This is a genomic window from Kitasatospora dryopteridis (genome assembly GCF_050749075.1).
Lineage (GTDB): Bacteria > Actinomycetota > Actinomycetes > Streptomycetales > Streptomycetaceae > Kitasatospora.
Genome location: NZ_CP192749.1, coordinates 3,064,801 through 3,080,167, shown reverse-complemented (window position 1 = coordinate 3,080,167; position 15,367 = coordinate 3,064,801). Strand labels below are relative to the sequence as shown.

Genomic DNA, 15,367 nt, shown 5'->3' with positions numbered 1-15,367 from the left:
TGAAACCACGAACAGACTCATGTCCGGTTCACAGTTTCACAGTGTTTCGGTGGTCATAGCGCGAGGGAAACGCCCGGTCACATTCCGAACCCGGAAGCTAAGCCTCGTAGCGCCGATGGTACTGCAGGGGGGACCCTGTGGGAGAGTAGGACGCCGCCGAACAATTCTTCAGAGAAGCCCCGCCCGGGTCCCGGGCGGGGCTTCTCGCATTTCCGGACCCGACTGAGCCGGATCAGTTCAGCTCGGGCAGGATCTCGGCAGCTGCCTCCAGCTGGGCGTACTGCTCGTCGAGAGTCAGGCCGCCGAGGCGGAGGACCAGGTGGTGGGCGCCGGCGCTGGTGTACTCGCGCAGCCGGGCTGCGACTTCCGCGCGTGGCCCGATGACCACGGCCTGGATCTTCCGAAGGTCGTCGAGCGGGAGGCCGTAGACGGCACGGGCGTAGGCGTCCATGGCCCGGTGGGCACGCACGGGGTCGTCGTCGACCAGGACGGAGACGAAGAGGGCCGGTGTGATCGCCTCGGGAGGGCGGCCGGCGGCTGTGGCGGCGCGGTGGACGGTGTCGAGACCGGTGCGGTAGTCGGCCGGGTCGGGCGGATAGGGGAGCCATCCGTCGTAGTGGCGGCCGGTGCGGGCGAGAGCGGCAGGTGTGGCGCCGCCCAGCCAGATCGGCGGGCCGCCCGGGGTGTGCGGACGGACGGACGGCGGGACGTCGTCGAAGTGCAGGAGCTTGCCGTGGAAGGAGAACGGCTCGGTGGCCGTCCACAGACGGCGCCAGAGCGAGACCGTCTCGTCCAGGCGGGTGAAGCGGTCCGGCCAGGGCACCTCTGAGAGCTCGTACAGCGGGCGGCCGAAGCGGCCGGGGAAGCCGGCGCCGACGGCGACGGTCAGGCGGCCGCCGGACAGCAGGTCGATCGAGGCCAGCGAGTGCGCCGCCTGGACGGGGCGGCGGAGGAAGGGCAGCAGGGCTCCCGTGCCGAGTTCGACGTGGCGGGTGACGGCCGCCAGCGCGGACAGCATGGTGAGTGCTTCGATCCGCGGGGTCAGGAGGGAGTCGTTGACGAAGAGCGAGGCGAAGCCGAGCTCCTCGGCACGCAGGGCGAAGGGGAGGAGCTCGCGCGGATCGGTGCCCCCGCCCCACTGGGCCTGCCCGGCCGGGAGGAGTACGCCGGCCTTGATGTCGTTCTGCATGCCGCCAGGCTCGCCCGCCCGCGGTATCGGCTCAATTCCCGCGAGGGAATGGCGCGGTGACGGTACGGCTGCGGAGACTGGGGCCATGGACTTCCCGCAGGCACTGCGTGAGCGCCGGGCCCGCCGGCATCTGAGCCAGCTCGACCTGGCGCTGCGGGCGGGCACCACCCAGCGGCACGTGAGCTTCATGGAGAGCGGGCGCTCCGCCCCGGGCCGCCGGATGGTGCTGCGGCTGGCGGAGTCACTGGAGTTGTCGCTGCGGGAGAGCAACGACCTGCTGCTGGCGGCCGGTTATGCGGCGGAGTTCGAGGAGAGCCCCTTGGATGCGGCGAGCCTCGCCCCCGTCCGGGAGGCGCTGGAACATGTGCTGGCCGGTCATCTCCCGTACCCCGCCGTGGTGGTGGACCGGCACGGAACCCTGGTGGCGGCCAATGCGGCGTTCCCCGTGCTGACCGAGGGGGCGGCACCCGAGCTGTGCGGGCCCTCCGCCAATGTGTACCGGCTCGCCTTGCACCCACGGGGCATGGCACCGCGGATCGCCAACTTCGCCGAATGGTCGCGGCACGTCCTGCTGCGGCTGGAGCGGAGGGCGGAGCGCGGGGCGGACGGCCGACTGGCGGCGCTGCGGGAGGAACTCGGCGGGTACGTGCCGGCGGCCGCGACGGAGGGGGAGCCGACGGGATTCGCCGTGCCGCTCCGACTGGAGTCGAGCCGTGGCCCGTTGCGGCTGATCACCACCGTGACAACCCTCGCCACGGCGGTCGACGTGACGCTCGCCGAGCTGATGCTGGAGGCGTTCCTGCCCGCGGACGGCGGGACCGCGCAGCGGCTCCGGGAGTTCGCGGAAGGAGCGGCGGCCGCACTCGACGGTTGCAGTCAGAGCCGGCCGGCGGCCTTGAGCGCGAGGTAGGCGTCGGCGAGGGCCGGGGGCAGGGCGGCAGGCGGTGCGTCGAGGACGGTGACACCGTGCCGGGTGAGGCGCTCGGCGGTGCGGCGGCGGTCGGCCCTGGTCTGCTCGGCCGCCGCGGCCCCGTACACGGCGTCAAGGGTGCCGCGGCCGGCGGCCAGCTCGTCCAGGCGGGGGTCGGCCACGGAGGCCAGGACGACCTCGTGGCGCTTGGTGAGCAGCGGGAGTTGGGGCAGCAGGCCGTCCTCGGCGGCGCCGGCGTCCAGGCCGGTGAACAGCACGATCAGCGAGCGGTGCGGGGCCATGCGCAGGGCGGTGGCGGTGAGCGCGCGCAGATCGGTCTCGACGAGGGCGGGCTCCAGGGTGGTCATCGCGTCGGTGAAGGCGGGGAGGACGTCGGTGGCGGAGCGGCCGACGACGGCGGCCCGCCGGACGCGGTCGTGGGCGAGCAGGTCGACACGGTCGCCGGCCTTGGTCGCGAGGGCGGTCAGCAGCAGGGCGGCGTCGAGGGCGGCGTCCAGGCGGGGGGCGTCGCCGACGCGTCCGGCGGAGCCGCGGCCGGTGTCCAGGACGATCAGGATGTGCCGGTCGCGTTCGGGCCGCCAGGTGCGGACGGCGACGGTGTTGCGGCGGGCGCTGGCCCGCCAGTCGATGGAACGGACGTCGTCGCCCGGCAGGTACTCGCGCAGCGAGTCGAACTCGGTGCCCTGGCCGCGGGTCAGGACGGAGGTGCGGCCGTCGAGTTCGCGCAGCCGGGCGAGCCGGGAGGGCAGGTGCTTGCGGCTGGCGAACGGGGGCAGGGCGCGGAGGGTCCAGGGGACGTCGTGCGCGCCCTGGCGGGCCGCCAGGCCGAGCGGGCCGAACGAACGGATCGTCACCCGGTGGGCCCGGTGGTCGCCGCGCCGGGTCGGCCCGAGGACGGTGGTGAGCCGCCGCCGTTCGCCGGCCGGGACGGTGACGGTGTGCCGGGAGTTCTCGTACGAGCTGTCGGGGTGCCAGGCGGACGGTGCCCAGGCGTCCCTGACGAGGGCGCGGAGCGGGCGCGGGGAGGTGTTGGTGACGGTCAGTTCGATCTCGGCGGTGTCGCCGAGCCGGACCCGGGTGTCGCCGCCGCGGGCCAGCTGCAGGGTGCGGACGGGCGCGGCGAGGACCAGGTCGGCGGCAACGCCCAGCAGGACGAGCAGGGTGACGGCGCCGATCCCCGCCCAGGAGGGGACGACCAGGCCGACGACAAGCGCGCCGAGCGCGGCGAGCAGGGCGGTGCGGCCGGTCAGGGCCATGGGCGGGGCTCCTCGGGGTGTGCGGGGCGGCGGTCCGGACGGCCGGGCTCCGGTGCGTGGCCGGGGCCGGGGAAGGCGGGGCAGGGTCAGCGCGGGGCGGGGGTCTGGGACAGGACGGCCTGGATCACCGAGTCGGCGGTGACGCCCTCCATCTCGGCCTCGGCCCGCAGCTGGATGCGGTGGCGCAGGGTCGGCAGGGCGAGCGCCTTGACGTCGTCGGGGGTGACGTAGTCGCGGCCGGCGAGCCAGGCCCAGGCCCGGGAGGCGCCGAGCAGGGCGGTGGCGCCGCGCGGGGAGACGCCGATGGACAGCGACGGCGACTGCCGGGTGGCCCGGCAGAGGTCGACGATGTAGGCGAGGACGTCGGGGGCGACGGTGACCTTGGCGATCTCCTCGCGGGCGGCGGCGATGTGGGCCGGCCCGGCGACCGGGCGGACGCCGGCGGCGGCGAGGTCGCGCGGGTCGAAGCCGGCCGCGTGCCGGGCCAGCACCTGGTACTCCTGGTCGCGGCCGGGAAGCGGCAGGACCAGCTTGAGCAGGAAGCGGTCGAGCTGGGCCTCGGGCAGCGGGTAGGTGCCCTCGTACTCCACCGGGTTCTGGGTGGCGGCGACCAGGAAGGGCTCGGGCAGCGGCCGGGGCTCGCCGTCGACGGTGACCTGGCGCTCCTCCATGGCCTCCAGCAGCGAGGCCTGGGTCTTCGGCGGGGTGCGGTTGATCTCGTCGGCGAGCAGCAGGTTGGTGAAGACCGGGCCGGGCTGGAAGGAGAACTCGGCGGTGCGGGCGTCGTAGACCAGCGAGCCGGTGACGTCGCCGGGCATCAGGTCGGGGGTGAACTGGATGCGCTTGGTCTCCAGGCTGAGCGCGGTGGAGAGGGTGCGGACGAGCAGCGTCTTGGCGACGCCGGGGACGCCCTCCAGCAGCACGTGGCCGCCGCAGAGCAGGGCGACGACCAGGCCGGTGACGGCCGCGTCCTGGCCGACGACGGCCTTGCCGATCTCGTCGCGCAGTGCGGTGAGCGCCGTGCGGGCGTCCACCGCGGCGGGGGCGGCGTCGGCGGGCGTGCCGGTCTTGGTGAGGGTCGTGCTGGCAGCGGGCTGCTCGGTCACGGCTGTCGTACCTGCCTTTCCAGGGCGTCGAGGTCGTCGGAGAGCCGCAGCAGTGCGGCGTCGTCGGTGGGCGGCTCGCCGTACAGCAGCGCGTGCAGGTCGGCGGACGGGCGGCCGATGCGGCCGGCGGCGGCCGCGCAGAGGGCGGCCGGGTCGGGCTCGCCGGCGGAGACCGGGACGCCGAGCACCGGGGCGATCCGGTGGCGGGCGGCGCGGCGCAGTGCGTCGGCGGCGTGGCCGCGGGCGTTCGCCCGGCGGTAGAGGCGGGCGCGGCCCTCGGCGGTCTCGGCGGCGCGGACGACGACGGGCAGCTCCTCGGAGACCACCGGGCCGAGCCGGCGGGCCCGCCAGGCGGCGGCCAGGGCCGCGGCGAGGGCGAGCTGCAGGGCGGCCCAGTTCCAGCCGGTCGGGACGTGGTCCAGCAGGCTGCGGCGGCCGGCCGTGGCAGGGGTGCCGGTGCTGTCGTAGTCGGGCAGGTACCAGACCAGGTGGGGCCGGGAGCCGAGCAGCCCGAGGGCGAGCGAGGCGTTGCCGTCCTTGGCGAGGTGCTGGTTGGTGAGCGGCCGGTCGGTGCCGAGGACGGCGGTCTGCCGTCCGGAGCCGTCGGTGTGCAGGACGAGGGTCGGCCTGTTGTGCCGCGGATAGCAGCCGGTGTCGCCGGGGGCCGGGTCGTAGAGGAGGCCGCCGAGTTCGGCGCTGCCGGCCGCGGTGGCCTCGGGAAGGCTGCACTGCGGCGGGGTGGACAGCTCGGAGGCGTAGTCGGGCAGGCCGTCGGCCGCCGTCGAGGTGCGGACACCGCGGGCGAAGGCGTCGAGCTGGGCGTCGTCCGGGGCGAGCAGGACCAGCCTGCTCCGCGGGCCGCGGTCGGCGGCGGCGAGCCGGTCGAGCAGTGCCGGGTCGAGCAGGTAGGGGTCGGGCAGCACGACGGTGGTGTCGGCGGCGCCGAGGGCGGCGGTGAGCTCGGCCTCGCCCGCGGCGGTGCGGACGGTCACGCCCTCGCGCTCCAGCAGGCGGACGGCGGCACGGGCGCCCTCCGGGTCGGGGGAGCGGGGGTCGAGCGGGGGCCAGGTGCTGCTGCCGCCGAGGCCGCCGACGAGCAGGCCGACGAGCACCAGGAAGGCGGCGGCCAGCAGGTACCAGCGGGCGCGGCGCCAGCGGCGCCGCACGGGTACGGCCAGGCTCGTCCCGGGGGCCGTGCCGGCCGGCGCGCCGGGGTCGGCTGCCGCCCCGTCCGGGGTGCCGTCCTGGGCCTCGGCCGCGGACGGTGCGGCGGTGGGCGGTGCGGTGGTCATGCGGCGGCTCCGCCGGTCGGGACGAGGACGGGGCGGGCTGCCGCGAGGGCGCGGTCCAGCGCCAGCAGGCCGTCGTAGGCGGCCCGGTCCGCGGTGCGCTCGCCGTACACGACGTCGTCGAAGGTGCGGGCCGCGGAGGCGAGGGCGGCGGCGTGGTCGGGGAGGGCGCGGCCGGCCTCTGCGGCGGCCTCGTCGGCCGTCCGGCCGGGGCGGACGTCGAGCACCGTCCGCTCCTCCAGAGCGCGCACCAGGGCGCGCATCTGCTCGCGGACGGCCTGCGGCCAGTCGCCGTCCGCGGCCCGGGCGGCGGCCTCGGCGCGGTGCTGGTCGGCGGTGCGCGGGCCGCGGTGGGCGAACAGCGCCTCGCTGCGGCGGGCCTCGCGGCGGGGCGTGCCGAGCCGCCACCACACGGCGGCGACCACCACGGCGGCCAGCAGCAGGGCCAGCACGGCGCCGGTGCTGCCGCCGGCCATGGACTCGCCGAGGTGCCCGAACAGCCTGCCGATCTGCTCGTCCAGCCAGTCCATGGCGCGCTGGGTCAGGCTCGGGTCGTGCCGGTGGTAGGCCGGGTTGAGCAGTTCGTCGCGGGCCGCGTCCCGCGCGGGCCCGCGCGGAACGGTGACCGGTGCACCCTCCGCGAGGACGCGCGGCAGCGCCCCCGGTTCCCCCCAGTGCGGCATCGGCTCAGACTCCGGGGGAGGCCTGGTTGCCCGCCCAGCCGGCGGAGCCGTACTCGGGCAGGCCCGCGGCGCGGGCGAGCTCGATGTCGAGCGCCTCGCGGCGGATGCGCTGGTCGATGTAGAGCAGCACGTTGACGGCGGCGCCGAGCGGGATGGTGAACGTGGCGACGATGGTGCCGCCGATCGCGAGGATCAGCAGACCGAGCGGCGGCAGGCCCATCACGAAGGGGTTGTCGGTGGTCGGGGCCTCGTCGCCGGCGACGGCGAGCGCGGCGAGCGAGAACGGCATCATCACCATGCCGGAGGCGACCGCGATGAGCACCCGGGTCAGCACGTTGATGCCGAACAGCCGCCACCAGGAGCCGCGCACCAGCCGCCGGGAGCGGGACATCGCGGTGAACACGCCCTGCCGCTCCAGCACCAGGGCGGGTGCGGCGAGGCTGAGGTCGATCCCGAGCCAGAGCGCCACCGGCACGGCCGCCAGCGTCAGGATCGCGCCGAGGCCGAGCAGGGTGTCGTTGAGACCGTCGACGATGCCGAGCACCACCAGGGCGATGCCGGGGACGAACGGCCCGACGACGATCAGGAAGGTGAGCAGGGTGAGCCCGGTCAGGGCGGCCAGCCGCGGCCGGGCGGCCTTCCAGGCGTCCCCGAGCGCCACCGGTTGGCCGAGGACGGCCTTGCTCACCACCATCGTCAGCATGCCGACCGCGACGACACCCAGCAGCAGCTCGACCGGCACCGGCCCGAGCATCGCGGTGAGCTCCGAGGCGTCGCCCGGCTGCTCGTAGGCCCACCACTCGCCGAGCGCCTGCAGCACCTGCTGCACGGCGGCCAGGCCGAGCGAGAGGGCGAGGGCCGTCCGCCAGTGCCTGCGGACGGTGGTGACCGCGCCGTCGAGGATCTCGCCGACGCCCAGCGGGCGCAGCGGGATGATGCCGGGCTTCGGGCTCAGCGGCACGCCCCAGCCGCCGTGCGTGCCGGGGCCGCCGCCGTACTGGCCGGTACCGCCGGGTGCGCCGTACCGGCCCGCGTCGCGGCTCTGGCCCTGGTGGGGAATGCTGCCGTACGCTCCGCCGTACGGACCGGGGCCGCCTGCAGCGTCGCCGACGCCGCCGGACGGCTGGTCGGCCGGCGGCCGGACGTCGTCGCGGGGCGGCTCGGGCGAACCGGGCGAGGCCCAGCCCGGGGTGTCGGTCATCAAAGCTCCTTGTCGGAGGCCCGGGGCTTCGTGGCCCGGGCCCGGACGTCGGGTCGGCGTCGGATCGGGTACGGCGTACGGCCGGAACTCGCTGCTGCGCCGCCCATCGTGCCATGGTGGCGCCGACGGCCCCAGGGGTATCCCGTTGCTGATCGACAACGGTCGGCAGGTGCGGCCCCGACCGGGTGTTTTGCAGTGTTCTGTCCGGTTCGCAGCCCGCGTCGGGCGATCCCTCTGTCCGGGCTGTGGGGCAGGTCACAATCGGGTAATGAGAAGATGGAGTCATGAAGGGACGCGTCCTCGTCGTTGATGACGACACCGCACTGGCCGAGATGCTCGGCATCGTGCTGCGTGGTGAAGGATTTGAGCCGTTTTTCGTCGCCGACGGGGACAAGGCGCTAGCCGCGTTCCGGGAGACCAAGCCCGACCTCGTGCTGCTCGACCTGATGCTTCCGGGTCGCGACGGCATCGACGTCTGCCGTCAGATCCGGGCCGAGTCCGGCATCCCGATCGTGATGCTGACCGCGAAGACGGACACGGTGGACATCGTCGTGGGCCTGGAGTCCGGCGCCGACGACTACGTCACCAAGCCGTTCAAGCCCAAGGAACTGGTGGCCCGGGTGCGCGCCCGGCTGCGCCGCGCCGAGGAGCCCACGCCCGAGCAGCTCACCATCGGCGACCTCGTCATCGACGTGGCCGGCCACTCGGTGAAGCGCGACGGCCGCGGCATCCCGCTGACCCCGCTGGAGTTCGACCTGCTGGTCGCGCTGGCCCGCAAGCCCTGGCAGGTGTTCACCCGCGAGGTGCTGCTGGAGCAGGTCTGGGGCTACCGCCACGCCGCCGACACCCGGCTGGTCAACGTCCACGTCCAGCGCCTGCGCTCCAAGATCGAGAAGGACCCGGAGCGCCCCGAGATCGTGGTGACCGTGCGCGGCGTCGGCTACAAGGCGGGGCCCAGCTGACGTGGGGCAGTTCGAGGCTGACAACTCCCCGTCGGGCATCGCACCCGGCGGGGAGGCTGCTGTGCGCGGAGACGTGCTGAGTTCGACCACGGAGGGCCGGCGCAGGCGCCGCGGCCCCGCCGCGTTCTGCGCCCAGGTGATCCGTCAGTTCCGGCGGCCGGTGCGACGCCTGGTCGCGCTGTACCGCCGCTCCATCCAGCTCCGCGTGGTCGCCGCCACGCTGCTGCTCTCCGTCGTGGTCGTGCTGGTGCTCGGCGTGGTCGTGGTCGCGCAGGTGCGCACCGGCCTGCTCGACACCAAGAAGCACGCCGCGCAGGGCCAGGCGTTCGGCGGCTTCCAGATCGAGCAGGACAAGATCAACGAGGCGATCAACCTGCAGGCGAAGGCCGGCACCGGCACCGACCCCTCGCGGGACGAGGTCGGCACCTGGCTCATCAAGCAGGTCTCCGACCTCGCCAGCGGCGGCACCGGCGTCTACTCGGTGATCGCCCTGGTGCCCTCCACCGGCCAGCAGGAGAGCGCGCCCAGCGCGGCCCTGCGCGGCGCCTGGTACTCCGGCAACATCGTCCCCGACTCGATCAGCCAGGACCTGCGCGACGAGGTCGCCGCCGAACCCGGCACCCCGCACCAGCAGACCACCGAGATCCAGCGCTCCACCGACGACGGCAGCCCCTCGTACAACGAGCCCGGGCTGGTCATCGGCAAGCAGTTCACCGGACCCGACGGCAACCCGTACCAGCTGTACTACGTCTTCTCCTTCGGACAGGAGACCAAGACCCTCGGCCTGGTCACCGGCACCCTGGCGACCGCCGGCGTGTTCGTGGTCATCCTGCTCGGCGGCATCGCCTGGCTGGTCGTCCGGCAGGTCGTCACCCCCGTGCGGATGGCCGCCGGGATCTCCGCACGGCTGGCCGCGGGCCACCTCGAGGAGCGGATGAAGGTGACCGGTACGGACGACATCGCCCGCCTCGGCGAGTCCTTCAACCGGATGGCCAACGCCCTGCAGGCGCAGATCCGGCAGTTGGAGGAGCTCTCCCGGGTGCAGCGCCGCTTCGTCTCCGACGTCTCGCACGAGCTGCGCACCCCGCTCACCACCGTGCGGATGGCCGCCGACCTGATCTACGACAGCCGCGACGACCTCGACCCGATGGCCGCCCGCTCCGCCGAACTGCTGCAGGACCAGCTGGACCGCTTCGAGTCGCTGCTCGCCGACCTGCTGGAGATCAGCCGCTTCGACGCCGGCGCCGCGATCCTCGACGCCGAGCCGGTCGACCTCCGGGACATCGTGACCCGCGTGGTCGAGGCCGCCGACCCGCTGGCCCAGGCCAAGGGCAGTGCGGTGATCGTCCGCGGCGCGGAGAAGCCGGTCGTCGCCGAGGTCGACTCCCGGCGGATCGAGCGCATCCTGCGCAACCTGGTCGTCAACGCCCTGGAGCACGGCGAGGGCCGCGACGTCGTCGTCCGGCTCGGCACCGGCGAGGGCGCGGTCGCCGTCGGCGTCCGCGACTACGGCATCGGCCTCAAGCCCGGCGAGGCCTCCCGGGTGTTCCACCGGTTCTGGCGCGCAGATCCGTCCCGGGTGCGCACCACCGGCGGCACCGGCCTCGGCCTGTCCATCGCCGTCGAGGACGCCCACCTGCACGGCGGCTGGCTCCAGGCCTGGGGCGAGCCCGGTGGCGGCTCGCACTTCCGCCTGACCCTGCCCCGCACCCGCGGCGGCGAGATCAGCCGGGCCCCGTTCCGGCTGGAGCCGGAGGACTCCCGGCACAACCGCGGCCTCGCCGCCCCCGGCGCGCCCTACCGCCGCGCCGTCCGCCCGACCGGCGCGACCGCGCTCACCGCGGCCGACGGCGCCGCCGACCAGGACGGTCCCGAGAGCCCCGACGGCGGGCAGTCCGGCTTCGGCAGCGGCCTCGGCGGCGTGCTGTCGATCGGCCCCGGACTGGGCCGCCCGCAGGCCGCACCCGTCGCCGACCCCTCGGACGTCCGGGCGGTGGCCTCGGGGTACGGTGCCACCGGGGCCCAGGTCGTCGTCGACCGCGGACCTGCCCGCCCGACACTCCCTCCCCAGGAGGGTCCGGACACCGCCGACACCGGGAGGCCCCAGCGTGCGAAGGACGAGCGGCGTGAGGGCTGAGCTGCGCTCCGCCCGGGCCGCCTGTGCCGCACTCGCCGTCCTGCTCGCCGCGGGCTGCGCCGCGATGCCCGCGGACGGCCCGCCCGAGCGGGTCGAGTTGCCGCAGGGCTCCGGCGCGGAGAACCTGCAGGTCAGGGTGTTCCCGGTGCCGCCGCACAAGGGCGAGGACCCGCGCGACCTGCTGGCCGGCTTCCTGGCCGCCTCCAACGCGGACGAGGCCAAGGACTACGAGACCGCGCTGAAGTACCTGACCGCCAACGCGGGCAAGCGGTGGAACCCGCAGGCGGGCGTCACCGTGCTCGCCGCCACCCTGCACCGGGACAAGACGGTCGTCGCCACCGACACCACCTCGATCACCGTGACCGGCAACAAGGTCGCCGAGCTCGACGAGGACCACTCCTACCGGACGGTCTCCGACGAGGCGTACCAGCAGCAGTTCACCTTCGTGAAGGAGACCGAGGGCCCGGACAAGGGGGAGTGGCGGATCGACCGCCTCCCGGACGGCCTGATCGTCGACCAGACCAACTTCCGGAACTCCTACCGGGCGGTCCACCGCTACTTCTACGCCTCCTCCGACCCGTCGGCCGACGGTGCCACCCCGTCCGTCATGGTGCCCGACCCGATCTACCTGCGCCGCCGCACCGACCCGCTCACCGCGGCCGCCAAGGCGCTCGCCGCCGGGCCCTCGCAGTGGCTGTCGCCCGCGGTCTACTCGGCCTTCGAGGGCGTGCGCATCCAGGGCGCGGTGACGGTCAACGACAGCCGGGCCGCCGCGGTCCGCGTCGACGTCGCCGACTTCGGCGGCCGGCAGAGCGCCTGCAAGCAGATGGCCACCCAGCTCTTCCACACCCTGGCCGACCAGCAGGGCAAGGCCCAGCTCGACCGGGTCGACCTGTCCGGCGCCAAGGGCGGCTGCTCGGTCACCGCCTCCGAGGCCGCCGACTCCGCACCCGGCCAGCTCGCCGGCTCCGCAGGGGCCGCCCAGTACTACCAGGTCGACACCGGCCAGCTGCTCCTGCTGCAGGGCGACGGCCCGGGCCGCGCCGTCTCCGGCCCGCTCGGCCAGTCCGGGCAGTCCGGCCAGCCGAAGATCGGCGAGGTCGCCGTCCGCCGCGACGGCACCGGCGCCGCCGCGATCGGCGCGGACGGCCGCTCCCTCTACGTGACCGGGTTCGGCGAGGCGGAGAAGCTCGGCGACCCGGTGATAACCAGCCGCTCCACCCAGGCCGGGCAGGGCCTCGCCTCGCCCAGCTGGGACGGCCGGCAGAACCTCTGGCTGGTCGACCGCGACCCGGCCGCGCCGCAGGTCTACCTGGTGCGCGGGCGTAAGTCCGTCGCCGCCCAGGTCGACGGCCTGGCCGGCCGCACCGTCCAGGACGTGCGGGTCTCCTCCGACGGCGCCCGGATCGCCCTGGTGCTCAAGGACGGCTCCGGTCGGCGCTCGCTGCAGATCGGCCTGGTGGTGCACGAGGGCACGAGCGGCTCGCCGCGGGCCCGCATCACCGGCCTGCGGCCGGTCGCCCCGCTGCTCACCGACGTCGCCTCGGTGTCCTGGGCCGACACCGACCAACTGCTGGTGCTCGGCAAGGAGCAGGGCAAGCTGCAGCTGCTCAACTACGTGGGCACGGACGGCTCGCAGTCCAGCGACTCCCCGCTGCAGGGCGGCGAGTCGATGACCACCGTGTCCTCCGCCGAGAGCCGTACCGGCGAGAGCGTGCCGCCCGTCCTGGCGTACTCCAGCGACCACCGGATCTTCCGGCTGCAGGGCAACCAGTGGCGCGAGGTCGCGCTGCAGGGCCACCCGGCCGCCTCCTTCGGCTACCCGGGCTGACGCACGGGCCCCCGGCACTCCTGAGCGACCCCGCTTCGGGGGTCGCCGGCCCAGCCCGATCGGCGGGCGGTTGCTGCCACGGTGGCGGCGGCCCGGGGCGGGCAGCCGGCTGCCCTTAGGGCGCGGGCGGCTTCGGCGAGGCTGGCCCCGGTGGTCACCAGGTCGTCCACCAGGACGACCGGCCGGCCGTGCAGGAGTGCGGCGGTGTGCGGCCGGACCGCGAGCGCGCCGTGCAGGTTGCGGTGCCGTTCGGCGGCCGACAGTCCGGCCTGGTCGGCCACCCGGCGGGCGTGCCGCAGCACCGGTGCGACCCGTGCCGGCCGGCCCGCCCGGCGGAGCTCCCGTGCGGCCGCCCGGGCCAGCCGCAGCGCCGGATCGTGCCCACGCTCCCGGACCGACCGGCGCGTGGAGGGCACCGGGACGAGCAGCAGGGGTGCGCCCGGCGCACCGGGGGCGCCTGCCGCGTCCGCGGAGCGCACGGCTGCCGCGAGCGCCGATCCGAGCGGCCGTGCCAACCGCAGGGCGCCGCGCTCCTTGTGGGCGATCAGCAGGTTCCGCACCGGCCCGCCGTACGGCGCGGCGGCGTGCACCGGGGGCAGCCCGTCCGGCGGCGGCTCGGGCCCGGCCGGACCGGCCGCCGCGCAGGTCAGCAGCGCCCGGCAGGCGGGGCAGAGCTGGCCGGCGCCTTCGCCGCAGCCCGCGCAGCGGGCGGGCAGCAGCAGGTCGAGCAGGCCGCCGCCGAGGAGGCCTGCGGTGCGCGGCGCGGTCACGGACGCCTCCCGTGGCACACGGGGCACGTATGACGTGCACGAATGGGACACCGGGCGGTGCCGCAAGTGTCGTGCGGCCCCTTGCCGGGGTACGGACTGCGCCATACGGTGGGCGCCACGGAGCGTGTTGTCCAGCTGTTAACCGGTGTTTCACTCCATGGGAGGTAAACAGTGGGTGACAGTCGTCCAGCCGGTCCGGTCTCGCCATGGTGTTCGACTGGGGAGGCGGAATCCCCGAGCGAGGTGTTCCATAAGGCACACAGGGGGTTTTAAGCGCTCCTGGTGGGGAGGAAGTGAGGTGAGGGCCAGTCGAGTTCGCCGCTCCCGGCGAAGGTGGGGGGCTGGTGGCGGATTGGCTGGTCCGGCTGGGTCTCAGTCCGGTCCGGGTGCGTTCCGGATCGGCGACAGCACAAGGGATCGGAGTTCTGCGTGGACATCGTCGTCAAGGGCCGCAAGACCGAGGTGCCCAAGAGGTTCCGCGAGCACGTGGCCGAGAAGCTGGAGAAGGTCCAGAAGTTCGACGGCAAGGTGATCAGCCTCGACGTCGAGGTGTCCAAGGAGCACAACCCGCGCCAGGCCGACCGGTCCGAGCGGGTCGAGATCACTCTCCGTACCCGCGGCCCGGTGATCCGGGCCGAGGCCGCAGCGAGCGACCCGTACGCGGCGCTCGACCTGGCCTCGGCGAAGCTCGACGCGCAAATGCGGAAGTCCGCCGACCGGCGCCGGGTGCACAAGGGCGGCAACGGCCGCACCCCCGTCAGCGTCGCAGCGGCGACGGCCGCCCTGGCCGCGCTCCCCTCGACCGAGCAGACCGAGGGCCCGGTCAACGGGGCGGCCCGCAAGACCATGATGGGCTCTCTGGAGGTGGAGGGCGACGGACCGCTCGTCGTCCGGGAGAAGACGCACCCCGCCGCGCCGATGTCGCTGGACCAGGCGCTGTACGAGATGGAACTGGTCGGCCACGACTTCTTCCTGTTCGTGGAGAAGGACAGCGGCCTGCCGAGCGTGGTGTACCGCCGGCACGGCTACCACTACGGCGTCATCCACCTGAAGGAGGACGCGACGGCCGTCGGCGGAGGCGCCGGTGGTGCGATCAACGGACCGGACGAGGACTGATCCCGTCCCGCTCCGGCAGCACGACAGATCGATCGACCGGGTGACCCCGGCGGCCCTGCCGCCGGGGTCACCCAGCTGGGCGGACCGGTCTCGGAGGGTGATCAACGCCGCTGCGGTCATGGAATGATGGAGCCGACATCAACCGGCGACCGGGGGAGGAGCGGATGGGCGAGCCCATCAGCCGTGGTGCGGAGGTCGGCCTGGCGGGCGGTCCCCCGGCGTACCGGGCGGAGCCGATCAGGGTGCTGGTGGTGGACGACCACGCGCTGTTCCGCCGCGGCCTGGAGATCGTGCTCGCCGAAGAAGAGGACATCAAGGTCATCGGAGAGGCGGGGGACGGCGCCGAGGCCGTGCTCAAGGCCGCCGACCTGCTGCCGGACATCATCCTCATGGACGTCCGGATGCCGCGCCGCAGCGGGATCGAGGCCTGCACCGCGATCAAGGACGTGGTGCCCAGCGCCAAGATCATCATGCTGACGATCAGCGACGAGGAGGCCGACCTCTACGAGGCCATCAAGGCCGGCGCGACCGGCTACCTCCTCAAGGAGATCTCCACCGACGAGGTCGCCACCGCCATCCGCGCGGTCGCCGACGGCCAGTCGCAGATCAGCCCCTCGATGGCGGCCAAGCTGCTCACCGAGTTCAAGTCGATGATCCAACGGCGCTCCGACGAACGGGAGTTGGTGCCTGCACCGCGGCTCACCGACCGGGAGCTGGAAGTGCTCAAGCTGGTCGCCACCGGGATGAACAACCGGGAGATCGCCAAGGAGCTCTTCATCAGCGAGAACACCGTGAAGAACCACGTCCGCAACATCCTGGAGAAGCTGCAACTGCACTCCCGGATGGAGGCCGTGGTCTACGCGATGCGCGAGAAGATCCTCGAAATAGGCTGACCC

The 15,367-nt window shown here is 74.3% G+C and carries 13 protein-coding genes and 1 rRNA gene; 7 read left to right on the top strand and 7 right to left on the bottom strand.

Going from position 1 to position 15,367, the window contains the following annotated elements; genetic code table 11:
- The first annotated feature begins 45 nt into the window (after positions 1-45).
- Positions 46-162, top strand: a 5S ribosomal RNA gene (gene rrf, locus ACQ614_RS13910).
- Positions 163-232: 70 nt separating this feature from the next.
- On the opposite strand, the gene ACQ614_RS13905 is transcribed toward rrf, so the two are convergent.
- Positions 233-1,189 (bottom strand): LLM class flavin-dependent oxidoreductase, encoded by a 957-nt coding sequence (locus tag ACQ614_RS13905; RefSeq protein WP_431678875.1) that lies wholly within the window; start codon positions 1,187-1,189, stop codon positions 233-235.
- 85 nt (positions 1,190-1,274) lie between these two features.
- On the opposite strand from ACQ614_RS13905, the gene ACQ614_RS13900 reads away from it, so the two are divergent.
- Complete coding sequence (locus ACQ614_RS13900) at positions 1,275-2,099, top strand: helix-turn-helix domain-containing protein (RefSeq protein ID WP_431678874.1); 825 nt, start codon at positions 1,275-1,277, stop codon at positions 2,097-2,099.
- On the opposite strand, the gene ACQ614_RS13895 is transcribed toward ACQ614_RS13900, so the two are convergent.
- The 5 genes from ACQ614_RS13895 to ACQ614_RS13875 form a co-directional block, all read right to left on the bottom strand.
- On the bottom strand, positions 2,066-3,376 hold the full coding sequence (locus tag ACQ614_RS13895) for a DUF58 domain-containing protein (protein WP_431678873.1): 1,311 nt from the start codon (positions 3,374-3,376) through the stop codon (positions 2,066-2,068). The two genes, ACQ614_RS13900 and ACQ614_RS13895, sit on opposite strands and share 34 nt — an antisense overlap.
- 86 nt (positions 3,377-3,462) lie before the next feature.
- Positions 3,463-4,482, bottom strand: a complete 1,020-nt coding sequence (locus ACQ614_RS13890) for an AAA family ATPase (protein ID WP_431678872.1) — start codon at positions 4,480-4,482, stop codon at positions 3,463-3,465.
- On the bottom strand, positions 4,479-5,774 hold the full coding sequence (locus tag ACQ614_RS13885) for a DUF4350 domain-containing protein (RefSeq protein WP_431678870.1): 1,296 nt from the start codon (positions 5,772-5,774) through the stop codon (positions 4,479-4,481). The genes ACQ614_RS13890 and ACQ614_RS13885 overlap by 4 nt, the downstream gene beginning before the upstream one ends.
- Entirely contained in the window at positions 5,771-6,454 is a 684-nt protein-coding gene (locus ACQ614_RS13880; RefSeq protein ID WP_431678869.1) for a DUF4129 domain-containing protein, read from the bottom strand. The genes ACQ614_RS13885 and ACQ614_RS13880 overlap by 4 nt, the downstream gene beginning before the upstream one ends.
- Before the next feature lie 4 nt (positions 6,455-6,458).
- Positions 6,459-7,655, bottom strand: coding sequence for a hypothetical protein (locus ACQ614_RS13875; RefSeq protein ID WP_431678868.1), 1,197 nt, complete (start codon positions 7,653-7,655; stop codon positions 6,459-6,461).
- A gap of 284 nt (positions 7,656-7,939) precedes the next feature.
- On the opposite strand from ACQ614_RS13875, the gene mtrA reads away from it, so the two are divergent.
- The 3 genes from mtrA (at position 7,940) to ACQ614_RS13860 (ending at position 12,585) form a co-directional block, all read left to right on the top strand.
- On the top strand, positions 7,940-8,617 hold the full coding sequence (mtrA, locus tag ACQ614_RS13870) for an MtrAB system response regulator MtrA (RefSeq protein ID WP_033821070.1): 678 nt from the start codon (positions 7,940-7,942) through the stop codon (positions 8,615-8,617).
- Between the two features lie 61 nt (positions 8,618-8,678).
- On the top strand, positions 8,679-10,754 hold the full coding sequence (gene mtrB, locus ACQ614_RS13865; RefSeq protein WP_431678867.1) for an MtrAB system histidine kinase MtrB: 2,076 nt from the start codon (positions 8,679-8,681) through the stop codon (positions 10,752-10,754).
- The gene (locus tag ACQ614_RS13860; protein WP_431678866.1) at positions 10,744-12,585 is read left to right on the top strand and encodes an LpqB family beta-propeller domain-containing protein; all 1,842 of its coding nucleotides are present in this window, start codon (positions 10,744-10,746) and stop codon (positions 12,583-12,585) included. Before mtrB ends, ACQ614_RS13860 begins: the two co-directional genes overlap by 11 nt.
- Here the strand turns inward: ACQ614_RS13860 and ACQ614_RS13855 are convergent.
- Entirely contained in the window at positions 12,573-13,355 is a 783-nt protein-coding gene (locus tag ACQ614_RS13855; RefSeq protein ID WP_431678865.1) for a ComF family protein, read from the bottom strand. The genes ACQ614_RS13860 and ACQ614_RS13855 overlap by 13 nt on opposite strands.
- Before the next feature lie 429 nt (positions 13,356-13,784).
- Between ACQ614_RS13855 and hpf the strand changes: the two genes are divergently transcribed.
- Together hpf and ACQ614_RS13845 are read left to right on the top strand one after the other, a co-directional pair.
- A complete protein-coding gene (hpf, locus tag ACQ614_RS13850; protein ID WP_363487730.1) occupies positions 13,785-14,471 on the top strand; it encodes a ribosome hibernation-promoting factor, HPF/YfiA family in 687 nt (228 codons plus the stop codon).
- Positions 14,472-14,635: 164 nt separating this feature from the next.
- Positions 14,636-15,364: a response regulator gene (locus tag ACQ614_RS13845; protein ID WP_431678863.1), complete on the top strand. Its 729-nt coding sequence runs from the start codon at positions 14,636-14,638 to the stop codon at positions 15,362-15,364.
- Positions 15,365-15,367: the final 3 nt, after the last annotated feature.